The following is a 20,269-nucleotide window of genomic DNA, read 5'->3' on the forward strand; positions in this document are numbered from 1 at the left end:
GGAACAGAGAAGCGCCGAATGATAACGCAGCTGATGTCAATGAATTGCAACTGGCTTGCATTCGCCAGTCAAGGCAGTGGCTGGGTGTTCCCTGACCTGATCTCGAAACGATCCAAAACCCGTGGCGAGGGAGCTTGCTCCCGCCGGGACGCGAAGCGGCCCCATTCTCTATCGAAAAAAGAAGGGGCCCGCTGCGCAGCCAACGGGAGCAAGCTCCCTTGCCACAAATCGAGTGGAATCGCCCTCAAACGGTCGACTTCAAAAAAGGCAGGAGCGTGTCAACCTAAGCCTCCCAGCCCGCCCCATTGACCGCCGCCTGCACCAGGGGATGCAAGTCGGCCCCCTGATGCTTGGTCTGCCAGGCCAGCAACTCCCTGCGCATGGTCGGCGCCCAGTACAACTGCATATGATTGCGCACGCCGAGCACGGCCTGTTGCTGGTCCGGTTCGCTGGCGAAGTACTCGGCGATCTGGTTGGCCATTTTGATCAGGTTGTCAGTGCTCATCGGCGCACCTCCGCTTTAGCGCCACGTGCCTGGCGCCGTTCGTCGAGCAGGCGCTGTTGGTTGTCGCTGAATTCCTGGTAGCGCTTTTGCCACTCGGAAGGGTGGTAGACGCGGCTGACTTCCACGGCGGTGACCTTGTACTCCGGACAGTTGGTAGCCCAGTCGGAGTTGTCGGTGGTGATGACGTTGGCCCCCGATTCCGGGAAGTGGAAGGTGGTGTACACCACGCCCGGGGCCACCCGCTCGGTGATCCGCGCACGCAGTACGGTCTGGCCGGAGCGGCTGCCGATGCCGACCCAGTCTCCCTCGTTGATGCCACGGCTCTCGGCGTCGGTCGGGTGGAGTTCCAGGCGGTCTTCGCCATGCCAGGCGACGTTTTCGGTCCGCCGGGTCTGGGCACCGACGTTGTACTGGCTGAGGATGCGCCCGGTGGTCAGCAGCAGCGGATAGCGACTGTTCACCTTTTCCTCGGTGGGCACGTAGCCGGTGAGCATGAAGCGGCCCTTGCCGCGCACGAATTCCTCGATGTGCATGGTCGGCGTGCCGTCCGGTGCCTCGGCGTTGCACGGCCATTGCAGGCTGCCGTGGCGATCCAGTGCGGCGTAGCTGACGTTGGTGAAGGTCGGCGTCAGGCGGGCGATTTCATCCATGATCTCCGATGGGTGCCGGTAGTTCATCGGGTAACCCAGGGCGTTGGCCAGGGCAATGGTGCCTTCCCAGTCGGCCTTGCCGCCCAGGGGTTCCATGACCTTGCGCACCCGGGAGATGCGGCGCTCGGCGTTGGTGAAGGTGCCGTCTTTTTCCAGGAACGAGCAGCCCGGCAGGAACACGTGGGCGAACTTGGCGGTTTCGTTGAGGAAAATGTCCTGCACCACCACGCATTCCATGGCCGCCATCGCGGCAGTGACGTGCTGGGTGTTGGGGTCGCTCTGGACGATGTCTTCGCCTTGGCAATACAGGCCCTTGAAACTGCCGCCCAAGGCCGCTTCGAACATGTTGGGGATGCGCAGGCCCGGATCGGGTTGCAGGGTGACGTTCCAGGCTTGTTCGAACTCCATCCGAACCACCTCGTTGGAGACGTGCCGGTAGCCGGGCAGCTCGTGGGGGAAGGAACCCATGTCGCAGGAGCCCTGGACATTGTTCTGGCCCCGCAGCGGGTTCACGCCCACACCTTCGCGGCCGATATTGCCAGTGGCCATCGCAAGGTTGGCAATGCCCATGACCGAGGTGCTGCCCTGGCTGTGCTCGGTCACGCCCAAGCCGTAATAGATGGCCGCGTTGCCGCCAGTGGCATATAGCCGGGCAGCGGCACGGATATCCTCGGCGGCTACCCCGCAAACAGGAGCAATCACTTCCGGCGCGTTTTCCGCGCGGCTGACAAACTCGCTCCAGCGGGCGAAGTCGCTGCCTTCGCAACGGGCGTCGATAAAGGCCTGGTTTTGCAAGCCTTCGGTGATGATCACATGCGCCAGGGCATTGAGCATGGCGACGTTGGTGCCCGGCCGCAGGGCCAGGTGCACATCGGCGCGGGCATGCACCGAGTCCACCAGATCGATGCGGCGTGGGTCGATGACGATCAGCCGCGCGCCTTCGCGCAGGCGGCGCTTGAGCTGGGAGGCGAACACCGGGTGGGCGTCGCTGGGGTTGGCGCCCATCACCAGGATCACGTCGGCCTGCATCACCGAGTCGAAACTCTGGGTGCCGGCGGACTCGCCCAGGGTTTGTTTCAGGCCATAGCCGGTCGGCGAGTGGCAGACCCGCGCGCAGGTGTCGACGTTGTTGTTGCCGAAGGCGGCGCGCACCAGCTTCTGCACCAGGTAGGTTTCTTCGTTGGTGCAACGGCTGGAGGTGATGCCACCAATCGAGTCGCGGCCGAATTGTTGCTGCAGCCGACGGAATTCGCTGGCGGCGTAGGTCACCGCTTCATCCCAGCTGACTTCCTGCCAGGGATCGTTGATGTTTTTGCGGATCATCGGCTTGGTGATGCGATCCGGGTGGGTGGCGTAGCCCCAGGCGAAGCGCCCCTTGACGCAGGAGTGGCCGTGGTTGGCCTGGCCGTTCTTATCCGGGACCATGCGCACCAGCTGGTCGCCTTTCATCTCGGCGCGGAACGAGCAGCCCACGCCGCAATAGGCACAGGTGGTGATCACGCTGCGTTCCGGCTGGCCCAGTTCGACCACGCTTTTTTCCATCAGGGTCGCGGTAGGGCAGGCTTGCACGCAAGCGCCGCAGGACACGCATTCCGACTCGAGGAAGTTATCGCCACCGGCGGCCGCGACCCGGGATTCGAAACCGCGCCCGGTGATGGTCAGGGCGAAGGTGCCCTGGGTTTCTTCGCAGGCGCGCACGCAGCGGTTGCAGACGATGCACTTGCTCGGGTCATAGTCGAAGTAGGGGTTGGAGGTGTCCTTGACGTCGGCCAGATGGTTGTCGCCTTCATAGCCGTAACGCACTTCCCGCAGGCCGACCTGGCCGGCGACGGTTTGCAGCTCGCAGTTACCGTTGGCCGAGCAGGTCAGGCAGTCCAGCGGGTGATCGGAGATGTACAGCTCCATGACGTTGCGGCGCAGGGTCGCGAGCTTCGGCGTCTGGGTGTGCACGCTCATGCCTTCGGTGACCGGCGTGGTGCAGGACGCCGGGTAGCCGCGCATGCCGTCGATCTCCACCAGGCACATGCGGCAGGAGCCGAAGGCTTCCAGGCTGTCGGTGGCACAGAGTTTGGGAATGGTCGTGCCCAGCAGCGCGGCGGCGCGCATCACCGAGGTGCCTTCGGGCACGCTGATGCTGCGGCCGTCGATGTTCAGGGTGACCTGTACCTGACTGTCGCGGGCGGGAGTGCCCAGATCGATGTCGGTGTTCGGGTCGAAGAGAGTAATCATTGGTCGGCCTCCGAGGACTGCAGACCGAAGTCGGCGGGGAAATACTTGAGGGCGCTGGCTACGGGGAACGAAACCATGCCGCCCAACGCGCACAGCGAACCGTATTGCAGGGTGTCGCACAGATCCTTGAGGATGATCACCTGCTCATCGCGACCGCTCTGGTCAGGCGCGGCCAGCAGCCGGTCGATCACCTCCACGCCCCGGGTCGAGCCGATGCGGCAGGGGGTGCATTTGCCACAGGATTCCTCGGCGCAGAACTGCATGGCGAAGCGTGCCATCTGGGCCAGATCCAGGCTGTCGTCAGCCACAACGACACCACCGTGTCCGAGCATCGCGCCAATGGCGGCGAAGGCTTCGTAATCCAGCGGCGTGTCGAATTGCGAAGGTGGCATCCAGGCGCCGAGCGGGCCGCCAACCTGCGCCGCCTTCAGTGGCCGGCCACTGGCGGTGCCACCGCCATAGCCTTCCACCAGCTCCCGCAGTGTCAGGCCGAAGGCCCGTTCCACCAGGCCGCCGTGACGGATATTGCCCGCCAGTTGGAAGGGCATGGTGCCCAGCGAGCGGCCCATGCCGTAATCGCGATAAAACTGCGCACCCTTGGCCAGAATCATCGGCACCGACGCCAGGGTCAGCACGTTATGCACCAGCGTCGGCAGGCCAAACAGGCCTTTCAGCGCGGGAATCGGCGGCTTGGCGCGGACGACGCCGCGCTTGCCTTCGACCGAGTCCAGCAGCGCGGTTTCTTCACCGCAGATGTACGCGCCGGCACCGACCCGCACTTCCATGTCGAAGGCCAGGCCGCTGCCACCGACGTTGGCGCCGAGGTAACCGGCGGTCCGGGCAATGTTCAGCGCCTGGCGAAACGTGGCCACGGCGTCTGGATATTCCGAGCGCACATAGATGTAGCCGTAGGTGGCGCCGACGGTGATACCGGCAATAGCCATCCCTTCGATCAGCAGGAAGGGATCGCCTTCCATCAACATGCGGTCGGCAAAGGTGCCGGAGTCGCCTTCGTCGGCGTTGCAGACGATGTACTTCTGGGTTGCCTGAGTGGCGCGCACCGTGCGCCACTTGATCCCGGCAGGGAAGGCCGCGCCGCCACGGCCACGCAGGCCTGAGTCGAACACCTCGGTCGCGGTTTGCTCGCCGCCCAGGGCAACGGCGCGGGTCAAGCCTTCGAAGCCGCCGTGGGCCCGGTAATCATCCAGCGACAGCGGCCGGGTAATGCCGGCGCGCGCGAACAACAGGCGTTGTTGAGTCTTCAGATACGGCAATTCTTCCACCAGGCCCAAGGCCAGTGGATGCGCGGACGGATCGCCTTGCAGGGCCTCGAGCACCGACGGCACATCAGCCGCGGTCAGCGGACCGAAGCCGATACGGCCTTGCGGGCTGTCCACTTCCAGCAGCGGTTCCAGCCAGTACAGGCCGCGGGAGCTGGTGCGTTGCAACTCCAGGGGCAGGTTGCGTTCCCGGGCCTGAGTGACAAGGGCCGCCACCACATCATCGGCGCCCACGGCACGGGCAAGCGAATCACAGGGCAGATAGAGAGCCGGCATCATGCGTCCTCCCTGCAAGCGTCGAGCAAGGCATCGAGGCGCTCGGCACTGAGCCGCGCATGCACCCGGCCATCAAGCTCCAGCGCGGGCGAGCAGGCGCAGGCGCCAAGGCAATACACCGGGCGCAGACTGATGCTGCCATCGGCGCTGCTGCCGTGGTCATCCAGTTGCAGACGGTCGCGCAACTGTGCGGCCAGCTCCTCGGCACCGCGGCTCTTGCAGGACTCGGCCCGGCACAGACGCAGGATATGCCGGGCCGGCGGCGCGGTACGGAAATCATGGTAAAAACTGATCACCCCGCGAATCTCGGCCTGGCTCTGGTTCAGCGCGTGGGCAATCTCGGGGACGGCGACATCGGGGATATAACCGATGCGTTCCTGAATATCGTGAAGAATGGGCAACAGTGCACCCGCAGCGCCCTTGTGGCGCTCCAGCAGGCTGTTGACCATCGGCAGGTGCAACTTCTCATCAGGCATTCAGCAATCCTCACGGTCACGGACAAACCAGATGGTTGTCGGTCGTCCGAAAGTGTCGGCGGCGGCACTCATGCCACGTCACGGTATCGTGGCATTGTCAGGCCTTTGGCCAGGGCACCCTGAGCGGGTATCTTTTCTTGCCCGGCGCGGTCTTTGCCGCACCTCTAAAGGGCATAAGGCAGCTTGACATGCGGCCGTTGATTCCCCCGTACCAGAGCGACGTGCTTTGTTCTGTCTACGACCCCCCTTTAAGTCTAGAAGAACGCAGCCCAAGGTGTTTACTCACAGTAATATTTCCGGGGGGCGAAGCGCACCGGCCATCCGGCCATTCCGGCCCTGGATCCTGGTTGAGTTATCCACAGGTGCTGCTGTCCTGGCGCGGGTATTGAAGGACGTGATCAGCCAGCTACAGTGAACGTGCGATGACGTTCGAAACAGATCGCAAAGGAGCCAACATGAATAGACTCATCCTGCCGGCGCTGGCCATTTTGCTTGCGACTCAATCCCCGGCGTACGCCATCAACGACAAGTACCGCCAGCAACTCGAGCAATCCGGCTGCACCCAGGTCAGCGAAACCCAAGGCTGCGATATCCACAAGACCAGGGCGGAAAACGCCAAGGCCGGCTTCACCACCCCCGCAGCAGACAGCCCAAGCGCGCAGACCCCCACCCAGACCCCCTATGCCGGGCAGTGGGTAGCCAAGAACGATTCAGGCGACACCGTGGCCACCATCCGCATCGATGCCAAGGAACAAGTCTGGGTCAACGGCCAACGGGTCGACGCCAAGCGCACCGATGGCACATTGCAATTTCGCCAGGGCAAGCTCCTTTTCACCCTGCAGGGCGATCGGCGACTGCAGAACGAGGACTACTGGATGGACAGCGATGCCGGGACCAAGGGGCCGATTCAGATTGAGTAACCGTTGAGGCGTATTTAAGCGTTGAAGTGCATATAAAACCGGGAGCGGCCAATGATTGATTTCAACAACAAAGGATTCTTCAAACTCAAGCAAAACGAAGAATACGCCGAACGGGTTTCCTCTCTTTTGCTCGATGGGGAACAGGTCATCGATTCCTACAAATCCATGCGCGACGGCGTGGTGTTTACCAACAAACGCATCATCGCCGTCAACGTGCAGGGCCTCACCGGCAGCAAGAAAGACTTCACCTCGTTGCCCTACAAAAACATCGTTGCGTACTCGGTGGAAACCTCGGGAACGTTTGACCTGGATTCGGAGTTGGAGATCTATTTTTCGTCGTTGGGAAAAGTGAAATTCGAATTCACCGGCAGGACATCGATGGTGGAAATATCAAAACTGATTTCCCAGCATGTACTCTGAACCGACTGATGTGTTAGCCCCAAAAAACAGGGGCTAACACCACCAGTCAGCTCCCCTCAACCCCTGTAGGAGCTGGCTTGCCAGCGAAAGCGCCAGACCAGCCAACATCAATGTCGAAAGCCCTGCAATCATCGCAAGCAACCCGCTCCCCACTCTTCAAAATCTACTCTTCAGACGTCGCCGTCGTCCTCTGAGGTGTCATTGCCGAAGGCCGATCCCGCGTAAGCACCTTCACCGCATCATCAACCACCGCCTTACTCATCGACGTCAGATAATGAGCAGCCCAGGCGTGGCGGTCGGTGTCCTTTGCGTAGGCAGCATCTGCTGTGAGCGCCTTGGCGAGAAACAGGAAATCGGACGCCATGGCTAATGCATCACCGAGGGGAACGCCGCGGGTTACATGGAATAGCGCTTGATCCGCGCAGTAGATGGCGGGTGTTAGGCCGATGGTTTTGAGCTCTGTTGATTCGGTCATTTGCCACCTCCGATGACGGAGAGGCGGAGGGAGAGGGCGGACGGCGGGGCGATACGCAACTGGGAGTCGCGTTGTGGGAAAAGCCAAATTTCGTACGAATTTATGCTGCGCATTATCAAACTCCTTGATATGAGGAGCTGCCACGTTCGTTTCCACACGAATGGGTGACAGCTGTGCGCAGGGTGGAAAACCGGGAATCAAGGAAACCGGCACGCCCGAAGACGTCCCACGCACAGCCGCCATAACTCACGCCGCAGGCATAAAAAAAGCGCCTGCAGACGTGATGGGGCGCTGTTGCGCCTTGAATTACACGGGTTTCCACACCCGGTCGCTGAATTGGCAGCGACGTCTGAAGGTTATCGCGCAGATTCTTTTCCTGCAACCTTCCAGAGCGCTGGGGACTATGTGGCTAGTCACAGCGGATACTCGGGTGTTGAAGAGGCGGCGGGCCGGAAAAATGTCTGCTTGCGTCATGAAATGCATTGAAACAGGACAATGCCATCTGTCTGCGGGTTACATATTTGCGCTTCGGATCGTTGTGTATTTACCTCATACTCGCGCGCTTCTACCGTCGCTAGCTCTGCTTTTCGACTAATCTGTAGACGCTGCCACTAGACCTTTAATAGCCAAGGAGAAAGGCGATGCCAGATAACTGGAACCAGCATCAGTCGGATGCATCTGCCAAGGATGATCTCGCACGTTTGCCGGCCACATCTGATTTGCCTGCGACCCTATGAGCCAAGCCGCCTTAGTCAATCCCAGCCTGCTCACATGGTCTCGAGAGCGTGCAGGCCTCTCCACTGAGCAGGTGGCAAAAAAGCTGCCAGCGAAACCTGCTCGAGTAGCGGAATGGGAAGCTGGCGAGACCAAACCAACATTCCTTCAGGCTCAAAAGTGGGCGAGCCTCGCTCACATCCCTTTTGGCTTCCTGTTTCTTCCGCGGCCGCCGGTCGAACAACTGCCTTTACCTGATCTGCGGACCGTCGGTGGGCTTTCTCCTCAACGTCCAAGTCTGGAACTGTTGGACACCGTCAGGGATTCCATACGTAAGCAGGATTGGTACCTTGAGTATCTGCAACAACAGGAGCATCAACCGCTGGCATTTGTTGGTCGCTTCAACAGCCGATCTCGAGTCGCAGAGGTGGTGGACGATATCCGCCGGACGCTTGGCGTGAACCCTGACACTGCTCGATTGGATTACGAAAAATACAGCCGTGCCTTGATCGAGGCAGCGGAAGTAGCTGGCATTTTGGTTATGCGCAGTGGCATTGCTCTAGGAAATACTCATCGCAAACTTGAAGTCAGCGAGTTCCGGGGTTTTGCCATCAGTAATGCCTACGCTCCCGTTGTATTCGTCAACAGTTCCGATGCCCCCACTGCCCGCTTGTTTACCCTGCTTCACGAGTTGGCCCATCTCTGGATTGGTAGCAGTGGAGTGTCTGACGGAAACACCGCCAATGGTCGAGACGAAGAACGATTCTGCAATGCAGTTGCAGGTGAATTTCTTGCTCCCGAAGCCCAGTTTCGCGCTCTGTGGAACGTCCATGTTAACTGGGAAGAAAACTTGGCTCCGATGGCAACTCGGTTTCACATCAGTAAATTGGCGATCGCTCGCCGCGCATTAGATCTTGGATACATAAGCCAGGCCCAACACGGCGCTTACTATCGAATGATCCTTAAGGCTTTTCAGGATGATAAAGGTGGCGCGGGTAACTACTACCGCAACGCCACCGCGAAAAACAGCCCTAGCCTAAGCAAGGCGGTGCTAACTGAAGCAATGAGTGGCCGGATGCTGCTGCGCGATGCGGGACATTTGCTCGGCGTGCAACCTGCCAAATTAAGGACTCTCGCCAGCATGATTACGGAATGAATCATTTACTCGACGCTAACACGCTGATCGAAGCAAAAAATCGTTACTATGGGATGGCTATCTGTCCTGGATTTTGGCAGTGGTTACTACTTAAAAATAAAGCATTGGCTTTATCCAGCATTGCACCTGTAATGGATGAGCTAACAAAAGGGCATGACGATCTTGCGGATTGGGCGAAAGACAATACTGATTTCTTTTACTCCACCACCGATCAGGATACGCAACTGGCGTTCATGCATGTTGCGAGGCTAGTGGCTGATCAAGCGCATAAGATGAAAGTAGGCGCTATGGAAGAATTTTTAGCGGGCGCTGACCCTTGGTTAATTGCGAAAGCGATGACCACAGGGGCTACAGTTGTTACTCATGAAGTGCTGAATCTCGAGGCTAAGCGAAAATTCATAATCCCCAATGTTTGTAAGGAGCTAAATGTTCCTTTTCTGAATACGTTTGAGTTGTTGCATAGGCTTGAAGCAAGGTTCGTGTTGCCTGCTTGAAATAGTAACTTGCTAAAATCTATGCATTTGTAATTTTTTAGCTGAGTGGTCCGTGTGCTTTCTGTCTGATTTTCGCAGAGTTTTTTCAAATCCTCCGTAAGTGCGATGGGGTCAGGAAAAAGAGACCACTATTGAACATGGCTTAACTACTTGTGTTGGTGCGTTTGTCGAACGTTCCTATCTTATAAGTCGTCGACTTTTGTTGATAAAATGGAAGTAAATCTGTCCAGTTTTTTTTCGCGGAGCTGTCATTGCTTCACTACCTTATATAGATCTTCAAGGCCCGGTAAATTCAAAAACATCGACGGATTTGCCTGTTTGATCACCCCCTGTGCATTGATTCTCTGTGTTGTATGAATCAATATGCACGCGCGCTTGGCCCTAGTGATGCCTACATAGTGTAAGTTCAAATCCTGCTCCAGTTCAGGGTAGACGGTATCGTTAAAGTTTTCTCCTGGTATACGCTTGGGGAATACCCAGTCGACTAAGTCGAGATGAATGACGATATCGAACTCTAGGCCCTTCGATTTGTGCAGTGTCATACATTGTACTTGATCATTGGTAGGCGGTAGATAGTGGTTTAACGCCTCAGGATCTTGGATGATTTGATGAAGTGCGTTTATTTCAAGCGCTGTGGCTGTGGTGCCGAGTAATATTTTGGAGGTTCCTGCAAGGCAGTCTTCGAGATCTTCTAATGAAACCGTTCTTGTTTTTTTTATTGCGTCTCGAAGTGACTTAAGTCGATTGCGGTGGGTGTCGGCGAATGAACTATATGTGTTAAGTATATCGTCAACAAGTATGGTTTTATTGAATCGAAATTCAATGAGGGAAGACCAGAGCTGGGATGTTTTTGATTCAATTTTCCCAAGCTCATCTTCAGTGTAGATTTTACATGGAATAGTAAGTTTGTCTTTTAGGCGTTGTAGGCCCTTGTTGTACCTGGTGAGAATGGCGATGTCAGAACTATTTCCGACTGGGAATTTCTTCAGGATGCTCGGTATGATTTTGTTAAGTTTTGAGGCGGTATCTAGTTCGTCGCCCTCAACTAAGCATTGATATACTCGAATTTCCTCTGTAGCAGTAATTTCGACATTTTCCGAAAATAATCGATTGGCATAATTTGAAATGGATGTATGGCATCTGTAGTTAATCGAAACAGTTACGTGATGGAAGTCGGGGCGGCCAATGAGTTGTTTCAGAAATTCGGGGCTGCTTTTTCTCCAGCCATAAATGGACTGCTGAACGTCGCCCACACAAATACCTCGTATTCCAAGCTCTAGGAGCAAGAGGAAGAGATTGTGCTGAGCTGAGGAAGAGTCTTGATATTCGTCAATGTAAACAGTCGAATATCTCGCCTTTAAATAGTTGCGGCAAGCCTTTGAGTTTTTTATTATATGGTTGGCGAGGAATGGTATTGCGGGAAAGAATATGCAGCCACGTTGATATAGGTTTTTTAGTATTGGTAAGTAATCGTTGATATTGTTTGAGTCGATTTCTCCCAGTAGTTCTTTCGACTCCTCGATTATCAGCCTTTCCTCATCAGTTAACTCGTCGGAGAATTTTGGCTCTAGGTTTTCAGGGCCGTGACCAAAAATAAACTTTGAAAATGGAAGAACGATCTCTGAAATGCAAAAAGCATCAATGGTCCCAAAGAAGCTGGATTTGGTTTCTTTTCCTCCGCGTTTACACCGCGTCGCTAGTTCCTTGCTGGCTTTTCTTGTGAAAGTTATGGCAATAACGCCCCTGTGGCGTTTTAGACCATCAACCTCGTTCCTGATTTTCTCCGAGATTACGGTGGTTTTTCCACTACCTGGACACGCTGTGATGACGAGGTTCCCAGGATGTTCGATTGCGTCTCTCTGGCTCTTCGTGAACGTGATCATCTCAGACCTTTGCTTGTTGAACACAGTAATGCAGAGCGCGTGCGATTTCGCCATGCGCAATGTCAGCCAAGGCATCTCTTTGCTCGCTAAGGAACTCGCGCATCCGTATGGCCTTTTTATCTTGAAGATATGCGATCGCGGAGGGTTGATCTAGTTTTAAACTATATTCCAGCAATTCCTTTGGCATTTCTTCAGATAGGTCATGTTCCAAGTCGATTTTCGATAGGAATATACCTTTTTTATTGACTTTTTTAGAGCAGTCGGTCCAGACGCCATTGGCAAGCAGATCGGCATGGGTGGTAGTGGCAGCCGCGTGATCTATTTTCTTTAATCCTGCTATGGTCAGGCAGCGGTTAATTCCAGCAAGGTTCTTATAGGGTTTTTTTTTGCTCGTGATGTTGGATATGTCGTTATCTGTCCTGATAGTCCAGGATATTTCCATGGCGTCTAAGATATTGATATAGACTTTAAATTGAATGCCGTCCACACTTAGGATTGATATATTGTAATAATCAAGATCTATTTCAAGTGCTTTCGCTAATTCAGTGTAGAAAAGTTGTTCAGATGGTCCTTCAACTAGCAGTACACTTTTGGCAAAAAAAGCCTCCGCTGGAAGGATACTCATTCGATAGCCAAGTTTATCCCACGCCCTATCGATACACTTTGCGCATCCATTGCTGGCGGCATAGCTTCTGCCACTTTTTGATTTTATATGGATAATCGATTCGGGAGAAAATCTTGCTGTGATTTGAGGGGAGTGAGTTGTAATTAATGTCTGGCCGGGCAGTTCGGAGATGAGGTAGTCAGCCAACTTTCTTTGCTGATGTGGGTGAAGATGCGCTTCTGGTTCTTCGATGCAGTAGAATACCACTTCGCTTTCCGGATCGAACTCTCTTTCGCTTTTAGCTTTCCAGAGAGAGATGAGGATCTGATTGTTCCTGCCGTCGCCGCCAAGAGTGACTCGAGCGCCTGATGTGCTCGCACCAAGCTTTAGACTATCAATGAACTGTTGGGTTTGAATTGCACCAGAATCTAGATGCACAGCATACGAGGATAGATTATGCGATAACTTAGATAGTTCTGTATTTACCGCTTCGGTAGCTCCTTTGACGTAGTGAAGTTCTCGAACATTTTTGTTAATGGCGGTTAGTCTTCTTTCGATGGTTTGTAGTTTTTCTTTATCTTCTTCGGCTTCTTGTTCGGAGCGGTTTTCTTGAGAGATTTTTAGGAGTTGGCGCTTTTCAGTGTTTATGTATTTTTCCAGGTCTCTCTGGGATTTTACATACCTTAAGTTTAAGTATTTTAGATAGAAACGTCCGGTTAGCTCTTCTAGTTCGTCTACGCTAGGGCCGCAATGCAATGAATAGCTTAGGTCTTCTCTTTTTGCGGAATATCGTAAAACGCATTTTTCATCCTCTCCCACTTTTCCTTTTAAAGTGGAGAGTACGGCGTCTTCTCGGACTTCTTTGAAGTGCAAATCTATTCGGATTACTTCGGACTGCTTGCCGTTGAGTTCGAAATGAAAATCCGCCTCCGATGGCTCAAGATCACTTTCCGGTAAGCTTTTATCGAGCAGTAGGCGTATTGCATAAATAAGGTTTGTTTTGCCGCTATCATTCGCACCTATAACCAGTGTGCTCTTGTTGAAATTGATTGTGGCGTCGAGGTAGTTTCGAAATCCGGATATTATAATTTTCTCGATTTCCATCTATTACCCTTAAATTTAAGTTTCATTCCATTTAAGTGACAAAGCAAGGCTCTGCGGTGATGGCAAAAGGATGTCATGAGAAAGTGATATTGCCTAGATGTTTACTACGTCATTATCAGAGGCCGACGCTTTTCCTGCGATCAGTCGAGGAAGGGGCGAATTTTGTGGGTGGTGCCATCCACCAGTAATGGGTATGGGCGATCAGGGTTGATGCAGCTATCTGGCGTTCGCGCTTTTTAGCCCATCCTCCTCATTCATTGAATGTCTTTCAGGTAATCCTTCAGCGCAATGAGTGGGGCATCAAGCTGCTCTATCGTCCGAGCATTACCAAACCCAACAGACAATCGATGCAACTCCCGCCCCAACGGCGTCCCAGCCCCACCCAAAGCCTCCATGGCCAAACCCACGCAGTGCGCCACTCTAAACTGGATCGCGTCGACATCCCCCCTACGCACCAGCAACCCAAACACCTCCCGCTCATAATCACTCATCACCAAATCATCCCGCAGAATCGGGCTCGAATCCTCCGTCTCATAAGCCAGCTTGAGGGAGAACAGGGCAACGGTTTCCAGCAGCAATTCCATGGGGGGGAATCCTCGTGAGATGTTCTGGCGGTGCGGGTGGTGTGGAAGGGCGGGATCAAAAGCATCGCCAGCAAGCCGGCTCCTACAGGACGGTGGGGTGTCAGGTGCTTTATTGCGGGCGAAAAAAAAGGCCTTGCAAAGCAAGACCTTTCTTAATTTTGGTGCCCCGAGGGAGACTCGAACTCCCACTTCTTGCGAAAACGGATTTTGAATCCGCCGCGTCTACCAATTCCGCCATCAGGGCTCAATGGCGGCGAAGTATAGAGATGAGATTACCGTTGGTCAATCAGGTTTCATGGAAAATTTTTGAGGTTTCCGCTAGACTTTGCGGCCCTGCTAGACGAACCCCATCATGCGCGTTGCTGACTTTACCTTCGAGCTCCCTGATTCGCTGATCGCCCGCCATCCTTTGGCCGAGCGACGCAACAGTCGCCTGTTGACCCTGGATGGGGTCAGCGGCGCCCTGGCACACCGTCAATTCACTGATTTGCTGGAGCATTTGCGCCCCGGCGATCTGATGGTGTTCAACAATACCCGGGTGATTCCGGCGCGGCTGTTTGGCCAGAAGGCTTCCGGCGGCAAGCTGGAAATCCTGGTGGAGCGGGTGCTGGACAGTCATCGGGTGCTGGCGCATGTGCGTTCCAGCAAGTCGCCCAAGCCTGGGTCGAAGATCCTGATCGACGGCGGTGGCGAGGCCGAGATGCTGGCGCGTCATGATGCGTTGTTCGAGCTGGGCTTCGCCGAAGAGGTGTTGCCGCTGCTGGATCGCGTCGGGCACATGCCGTTGCCGCCTTATATAGACCGCCCGGACGAGGGCTCTGACCGCGAGCGCTATCAGACGGTGTACGCCGAGCGTCTGGGCGCGGTGGCGGCGCCGACGGCGGGGTTGCATTTCGATCAGCCGTTGATGGAGGCGATTGCCGCCAAGGGCGTCGAGACGGCGTTCGTGACCTTGCACGTGGGTGCGGGCACGTTTCAGCCGGTGCGGGTCGAGAAGATCGAGGATCACCACATGCACAGCGAATGGCTGGAAGTCGGCCAGGACGTGGTGGATGCGGTGGCTGCCTGTCGCGCCCGTGGTGGCCGGGTGGTAGCGGTGGGAACCACCAGTGTGCGTTCCCTGGAAAGTGCGGCGCGCGATGGCGTGCTCAAGCCGTTCAGTGGCGATACCGACATTTTTATCTACCCGGGCCGGCCGTTTCATGTGGTCGATGCCCTGGTCACCAACTTTCATTTGCCCGAATCCACGCTGTTGATGCTGGTTTCGGCGTTCGCCGGTTATCCCGAAGCCATGGCCGCCTACAAAGCCGCCGTCGAGCATGGTTACCGCTTTTTCAGCTACGGTGATGCGATGTTTATCACCCGTAATCCGGCGCCGCGCGGCCCTGAGGAAACAGTATGAGTCGTATGTCGTTTGAACTGCTGGCCACTGACGGCAAGGCGCGTCGCGGTCGCTTGACCTTCCCGCGCGGTACCGTCGAGACCCCGGCCTTCATGCCGGTGGGCACCTACGGCACGGTCAAGGGCATGCTGCCGCGGGATATCACCGCGACCGGTGCCGAAATCATTCTGGGCAACACCTTCCACTTGTGGCTGCGTCCTGGCACCGAAGTGATCAAGAAGCACGGCGACCTGCATGATTTCATGCAGTGGAAAGGCCCGATCCTGACCGACTCCGGCGGTTTCCAGGTGTTCAGCCTGGGCGCGATGCGCAAGATCAAGGAGGAGGGCGTGACCTTCGCTTCTCCGGTCGATGGCGCCAAGGTGTTCATGGGCCCGGAAGAGTCGATGCAGGTCCAGCGTGACCTGGGTTCGGACATCGTGATGATTTTCGACGAATGCACGCCGTACCCGGCCGACGAAGATGTCGCTCGCGTGTCGATGGAGCTGTCGTTGCGTTGGGCCAAGCGTTCGAAAGAGGCTCATGGCGACAACACGGCGGCGCTGTTCGGTATCGTGCAGGGCGGCATGCACCAGGATTTGCGCATGCGCTCCCTGGAAGGCCTCGACAAGATCGGCTTCGATGGCCTGGCCATCGGCGGTCTGTCGGTGGGCGAGCCCAAGCATGAGATGATCAAGGTGCTGGATTACCTGCCGGGCCAGATGCCGGCTGACAAACCTCGTTACCTTATGGGCGTTGGCAAACCGGAAGATCTCGTGGAGGGTGTGCGCCGCGGTGTGGACATGTTCGATTGCGTGATGCCAACCCGTAATGCCCGCAATGGGCATCTGTTCATTGATACAGGCGTGCTGAAGATCCGCAACGCGTTCCATCGCCATGATGATTCGCCACTGGATCCAACCTGCGATTGCTACACCTGCCAGAACTTCTCCCGTGCTTATCTGCACCATCTGGACAAGTGCGGCGAAATGCTGGGTAGCATGTTGAATACCATCCACAATTTGCGCCATTACCAGGTGCTTATGGCTGGTTTGCGCGAGGCTATTCAACAGGGTACATTGGCCGCCTTTGTCGATGCCTTCTACGCCAAGCGCGGACTTCCCGTTCCGCCTTTGGACTGAGTTTTCTGACCCCAAGATTCAACATTTGCAACTGGAGTGCTAAATGAGCTTTTTTATCTCTAACGCCATGGCTGACGCTGCTGCACCTGCTGCCGGCCCAATGGGCGGCGGCTTTGAGTGGATTTTCCTGGTCGGTTTCCTGGTCATCTTCTACCTGATGATCTGGCGTCCACAGGCCAAGCGCGCCAAAGAGCAGAAAAACCTGCTGGGCAGCCTGCAAAAAGGCGACGAAGTGGTGACCACCGGTGGTATCGCCGGCAAGATCACCAAAGTGGCCGACGACTTCGTGGTTCTGGAAGTGTCCGACACCGTCGAAATGAAATTCCAGAAGGGCGCCATCGCCGCCACGCTGCCAAAAGGCACGCTCAAAGCGATCTAAGTTTCAACTTCTACTCAATCGACGGGGCGCGCAAGGCGCCCCGCGTCATAAGCGGGCGGCGTGATGCTGAACAAATACCCTCTGTGGAAATACATTCTGATCCTGGCGGTGCTGGCGGTCGGTCTGGTGTATTCCGCTCCCAATTTATACCCTGATGACCCGGCCATTCAGATCAGCGGCGCGAGCACTTCGCTGCAGGTCACTCAGGCCGATCTGGATCGCGTGAGCGCAGCGCTCAAGGAATCCGGGATCAACGTCAAGGCGGCCACGCTGGCCGAGAGCGGCAAGGGCGGTCTGCTGCGCCTGACCAAGGCTGAAGACCAGCTGCCGGCCAAGGACGTTGTGCGCAAGGCATTGGGTGATGACTACGTCGTTGCACTGAACCTGGCGCAAACCACCCCGCAATGGCTGCGCAGCTTTGGCGCGCACCCGATGAAGCTGGGTCTGGATTTGTCCGGTGGTGTGCACTTCCTGCTGGAAGTGGACATGGACAAAGCCCTCGACGCACGCCTGAAAGTCTACGAAGGCGACGTCAAGAGCCTGTTGCGTAAAGAGAAGCTGCGCTATCGCAGCCTGCCGCAATTCGAAGGTTCCATTCAGCTGGGCTTCACCGATGAGGCCGCTCGCGAGCAAGCCCGCACCCTGATTCGCAAGAACTTCAACGATTTCGACATTGTTCCGGCCGACCTCAATGGCCAGCCGGTGCTGCGTCTGGCGATGACCCCGGCCAAGCTGGCGGAAATCCGCGAATACTCCATCAAGCAGAACTTGACCACGGTACGTAACCGCGTCAACGAGCTGGGTGTGGCCGAACCGATCGTTCAGCGTCAGGGCGCCAACCGCATCGTGGTGGAGCTGCCGGGCGTGCAGGACACCGCAGAAGCCAAGCGTATCCTCGGCAAGACGGCCAACCTCGAGTTCCGCCTGGCCGCCGAGCCGGGTGCTTCGAAAGCCACTTCCGAGAGCTTCGAGTTCCGTGAAGGCAACCGTCCTCCGGCGCAGATCGAGCGTGGCCTGATCATCACCGGTGACCAGGTGACCGACGCCAAGGCTGGCTTCGGCGAGCAAGGCACGCCTGAAGTGAACATCCGCCTGGATGGCCACGGTGGCGAGTTGATGAGTCGTGCGACTCGCAGCAACGTCGGTCGCAGCATGGCGGTGATCTTCATCGAGCAGCGTCCGGTCACCACGTATGTCAAGCAAGTGGTGAACGGCGTCGAGAAAGACGTACCGGTTCAGACGTTCAAGGAAGAGAAGAAGATCATCAGTCTGGCGACTATCCAGTCGCCGCTGGGTGCTCAATTCCGTATCACCGGCCTGAACGGCCAGGGCGAGTCGTCCGAGCTGGCGCTGCTGCTGCGTGCCGGTGGTCTGGCTGCACCGATGTACTTCGCTGAAGAACGTACCATCGGCCCGAGCCTGGGTGCCGACAACATCGTCAAGGGTGTCGATGCCTCGCTGTGGGGCATGCTGTTCGTCTCGCTGTTCATCATCGCCATCTACCGCTTCTTCGGCATCATCGCCACCGTCGCGCTGGCGGTGAACATGGTGTTGCTGCTGGCCTTGATGTCGCTGCTGGGTGCCACGCTGACCCTGCCGGGCATTGCCGGTATCGTCTTGACCATGGGCATGGCGGTCGACGCCAACGTGCTGATCTTCTCGCGGATACGTGAAGAGATCGCCGCGGGCATGACCGTGCAGCGGGCAATCAACGAAGGCTTCGGCCGGGCTTTCACCGCGATCCTCGACTCCAACCTGACCACGTTGCTGGTCGGCGGGATTCTCTTCGCCATGGGCACAGGCCCGGTGAAGGGCTTCGCAGTGACCATGTCCCTCGGGATCTTTACCTCGATGTTCACGGCCATCATGGTGACCCGCGCGATGGTCAACCTGATCTTCGGCGGTCGTGACTTCAAGAAGTTGTGGATTTAAGGGGCTGCCATGTTACGTACAATCAACTTCATGGGCGTTCGCAACGTTGCGTTCGGCATTACTTTGCTCCTTACGGTTCTGGCGTTGTTCAGCTGGTTCAGCAAGGGCCTGAACTACGGCCTGGACTTCACCGGCGGTACGCTCATCGAGCTGACCTACGAGCGTCCGGCCGATGTCACCAAGGTGCGTGAGCAGCTGACGGCCTCGGGTTACAGCGACGCCATCGTGCAGAGCTTTGGCGCGACCACCGACCTGCTGGTGCGCATGCCTGGCGAAGACCCGCAACTGGGTCACCAGGTGGCTGAGGCCTTGCAGAAGGCCGGTGGCGACAACCCGGCCGTGGTCAAGCGCGTTGAATTCGTCGGTCCGCAGGTCGGTGAAGAGCTGCGCGACCAGGGCGGTCTCGGCATGCTGATGGCGCTGGGCGGCATCATGATCTACCTGGCGTTCCGCTTTCAGTGGAAGTTTGCGGTCGGTGCCATCGTTTCGCTGATCCACGACGTGGTGGTGACCCTGGGGATCCTGTCTTTCTTCCAGATCACCTTCGATTTGACGGTGTTGGCTGCGGTATTGGCGATCATCGGTTACTCGCTGAACGACACCATCGTGGTATTCGACCGGGTTCGCGAGAACTTCCGGGTACTGCGCAAGGCCTCGCTGATCGATAACATCAACATCTCGACCACGCAAACGCTGCTGCGGACCATGGCCACTTCGATCTCCACCTTGCTGGCGATCGGCGCGCTGTTGATCTTCGGTGGCGACAACCTGTGGGGCTTCTCCATCGCGCTGTTCGTCGGTGTGATGGCCGGTACTTATTCGTCGATCTACATCGCCAACGTGGTGTTGATCTGGTTGAACCTGAGTACCGAAGACCTGATTCCGCCGGTGGCTACCGACAAGGAAATCGACGACCGTCCTTGAGAGAGCATTTCTCCAGCGGTGTCAGCCAAAAAGGCGCGAGTTGAACTCGCGCCTTTTTTTATGCTCCAAGGCTGGGAGAAGCGCGGGCGTGTCCCGCACGTGATGGTCAGGAGGTTCATGTGAACAAGTCGTTGCTGGTTGGTGCGGTATTGGGTGCTGTCGGTGTGACTGCCGGGGGTGCTGTTGCCACCTACAGCCTGGTTAAAAGCGGCCCTGAGTATGCGCAAGTTCTAGCCGTTGAACCGGTCAAGAAACAAATCAAGACGCCACGTGAAGTGTGCAAGGACGTAGCAGTGACCCGGCAGGCGCCGGTCAAGGATCAACACCAGATTCTCGGTACGGCCATCGGTGCCGTTGCCGGTGGTTTGCTCGGTAACCAGGTCGGCGGCGGCACGGGCAAGAAAATTGCCACGGTAGCCGGTGCGGTCGGTGGCGGTTACGCGGGTAACAAGGTGCAGGAAGGTATGCAGAATCGCGATACCTACACCACGACCCAGACCCGCTGTAACACGGTGAATGACATCAGTGACAAGGTCGTAGGGTACGACGTACGTTATTCGCTGGATGGCAAGGAAGGTAAGGTAAGAATGGATCGTGATCCGGGTAACCAGATCCCTGTTGATAAGGAAGGTAAGTTGATCCTGTCGGAGAATCAGCAGGGTCAGTGATCGGCTGGTATCCAGTTAAAAAAGCACCCTGCGGGGTGCTTTGTTTGTGCCCTCGATTCATGCGCCACCACAA

At 56.5% G+C, this 20,269-nt stretch carries 18 protein-coding genes and 1 tRNA gene; 10 read left to right on the forward strand and 9 right to left on the reverse strand.

Annotated elements, in window-relative coordinates; all coding sequences use genetic code 11:
- Positions 1–283: 283 nt before the first annotated feature.
- Genes J2W17_RS06995 through J2W17_RS07010 form a run of 4 tightly spaced genes read right to left on the reverse strand, consistent with a single transcriptional unit; the run spans position 284 to position 5,416 of the window.
- Positions 284–505 carry a formate dehydrogenase subunit delta gene (locus J2W17_RS06995; RefSeq protein WP_307331346.1) on the reverse strand — a complete coding sequence of 74 codons (222 nt, stop codon included), beginning with the start codon at positions 503–505 and terminating at the stop codon, positions 284–286.
- Positions 502–3,384, reverse strand: a complete 2,883-nt coding sequence (gene fdhF, locus J2W17_RS07000; RefSeq protein ID WP_307331349.1) for a formate dehydrogenase subunit alpha — start codon at positions 3,382–3,384, stop codon at positions 502–504. The genes J2W17_RS06995 and fdhF overlap by 4 nt, the downstream gene beginning before the upstream one ends.
- On the reverse strand, positions 3,381–4,943 hold the full coding sequence (locus J2W17_RS07005) for a formate dehydrogenase beta subunit (RefSeq protein WP_307331351.1): 1,563 nt from the start codon (positions 4,941–4,943) through the stop codon (positions 3,381–3,383). Before J2W17_RS07005 ends, fdhF begins: the two co-directional genes overlap by 4 nt.
- Positions 4,940–5,416, reverse strand: coding sequence for a formate dehydrogenase subunit gamma (locus J2W17_RS07010; RefSeq protein ID WP_307331354.1), 477 nt, complete (start codon positions 5,414–5,416; stop codon positions 4,940–4,942). The genes J2W17_RS07005 and J2W17_RS07010 overlap by 4 nt, the downstream gene beginning before the upstream one ends.
- Before the next feature lie 455 nt (positions 5,417–5,871).
- Between J2W17_RS07010 and J2W17_RS07015 the strand changes: the two genes are divergently transcribed.
- Together J2W17_RS07015 and J2W17_RS07020 are read left to right on the forward strand one after the other, a co-directional pair.
- Positions 5,872–6,336, forward strand: a complete 465-nt coding sequence (locus tag J2W17_RS07015; protein ID WP_307331357.1) for a hypothetical protein — start codon at positions 5,872–5,874, stop codon at positions 6,334–6,336.
- A gap of 51 nt (positions 6,337–6,387) precedes the next feature.
- On the forward strand, positions 6,388–6,756 hold the full coding sequence (locus J2W17_RS07020) for a PH domain-containing protein (protein ID WP_150798822.1): 369 nt from the start codon (positions 6,388–6,390) through the stop codon (positions 6,754–6,756).
- 163 nt (positions 6,757–6,919) lie between these two features.
- Here the strand turns inward: J2W17_RS07020 and J2W17_RS07025 are convergent, their stop codons facing one another.
- Positions 6,920–7,231, reverse strand: coding sequence for a DUF3077 domain-containing protein (locus J2W17_RS07025; protein WP_307331362.1), 312 nt, complete (start codon positions 7,229–7,231; stop codon positions 6,920–6,922).
- A 733-nt stretch (positions 7,232–7,964) separates the two neighbouring features.
- Here J2W17_RS07025 and J2W17_RS07030 point away from each other — a divergent pair.
- The gene (locus J2W17_RS07030; protein WP_307331365.1) at positions 7,965–9,101 is read left to right on the forward strand and encodes an ImmA/IrrE family metallo-endopeptidase; all 1,137 of its coding nucleotides are present in this window, start codon (positions 7,965–7,967) and stop codon (positions 9,099–9,101) included.
- Positions 9,098–9,595 carry a DUF4411 family protein gene (locus J2W17_RS07035; protein WP_307331368.1) on the forward strand — a complete coding sequence of 166 codons (498 nt, stop codon included), beginning with the start codon at positions 9,098–9,100 and terminating at the stop codon, positions 9,593–9,595. The genes J2W17_RS07030 and J2W17_RS07035 overlap by 4 nt, the downstream gene beginning before the upstream one ends.
- A gap of 248 nt (positions 9,596–9,843) precedes the next feature.
- On the opposite strand, the gene J2W17_RS07040 is transcribed toward J2W17_RS07035, so the two are convergent.
- From J2W17_RS07040 to J2W17_RS07055, 4 genes are all read right to left on the reverse strand, one after another.
- On the reverse strand, positions 9,844–11,478 hold the full coding sequence (locus tag J2W17_RS07040; RefSeq protein ID WP_307331372.1) for a UvrD-helicase domain-containing protein: 1,635 nt from the start codon (positions 11,476–11,478) through the stop codon (positions 9,844–9,846).
- 1 nt (position 11,479) lies between these two features.
- Entirely contained in the window at positions 11,480–13,186 is a 1,707-nt protein-coding gene (locus J2W17_RS07045; protein ID WP_307331375.1) for an ATP-dependent nuclease, read from the reverse strand.
- 254 nt (positions 13,187–13,440) lie between these two features.
- The gene (locus tag J2W17_RS07050; RefSeq protein ID WP_307331377.1) at positions 13,441–13,770 is read right to left on the reverse strand and encodes a hypothetical protein; all 330 of its coding nucleotides are present in this window, start codon (positions 13,768–13,770) and stop codon (positions 13,441–13,443) included.
- 159 nt (positions 13,771–13,929) lie between these two features.
- Positions 13,930–14,014 (reverse strand) — tRNA-Leu (locus J2W17_RS07055).
- A 108-nt stretch (positions 14,015–14,122) separates the two neighbouring features.
- Here J2W17_RS07055 and queA point away from each other — a divergent pair.
- The 6 genes from queA to J2W17_RS07085 all read left to right on the forward strand — a co-directional run bounded on the left by queA (position 14,123) and on the right by J2W17_RS07085 (position 20,196).
- A complete protein-coding gene (gene queA / locus J2W17_RS07060) occupies positions 14,123–15,172 on the forward strand; it encodes a tRNA preQ1(34) S-adenosylmethionine ribosyltransferase-isomerase QueA (RefSeq protein WP_064679573.1) in 1,050 nt (349 codons plus the stop codon).
- A 5-nt stretch (positions 15,173–15,177) separates the two neighbouring features.
- Positions 15,178–16,293 (forward strand): tRNA guanosine(34) transglycosylase Tgt, encoded by a 1,116-nt coding sequence (gene tgt, locus J2W17_RS07065; protein WP_162130615.1) that lies wholly within the window; start codon positions 15,178–15,180, stop codon positions 16,291–16,293.
- Between the two features lie 43 nt (positions 16,294–16,336).
- Positions 16,337–16,672: a preprotein translocase subunit YajC gene (gene yajC / locus J2W17_RS07070; protein ID WP_053214538.1), complete on the forward strand. Its 336-nt coding sequence runs from the start codon at positions 16,337–16,339 to the stop codon at positions 16,670–16,672.
- Positions 16,673–16,735: 63 nt separating this feature from the next.
- Positions 16,736–18,604, forward strand: coding sequence for a protein translocase subunit SecD (gene secD, locus J2W17_RS07075; RefSeq protein WP_307331384.1), 1,869 nt, complete (start codon positions 16,736–16,738; stop codon positions 18,602–18,604).
- A 9-nt stretch (positions 18,605–18,613) separates the two neighbouring features.
- The gene (secF, locus tag J2W17_RS07080; protein ID WP_307331387.1) at positions 18,614–19,528 is read left to right on the forward strand and encodes a protein translocase subunit SecF; all 915 of its coding nucleotides are present in this window, start codon (positions 18,614–18,616) and stop codon (positions 19,526–19,528) included.
- A 119-nt stretch (positions 19,529–19,647) separates the two neighbouring features.
- Positions 19,648–20,196: a glycine zipper 2TM domain-containing protein gene (locus J2W17_RS07085; protein WP_307331390.1), complete on the forward strand. Its 549-nt coding sequence runs from the start codon at positions 19,648–19,650 to the stop codon at positions 20,194–20,196.
- Positions 20,197–20,269 lie beyond the last annotated feature (73 nt).

The sequence above is a fragment of the Pseudomonas lini genome (genome assembly GCF_030812475.1).
In the GTDB taxonomy this organism is placed as follows: domain Bacteria; phylum Pseudomonadota; class Gammaproteobacteria; order Pseudomonadales; family Pseudomonadaceae; genus Aquipseudomonas; species Aquipseudomonas lini_A.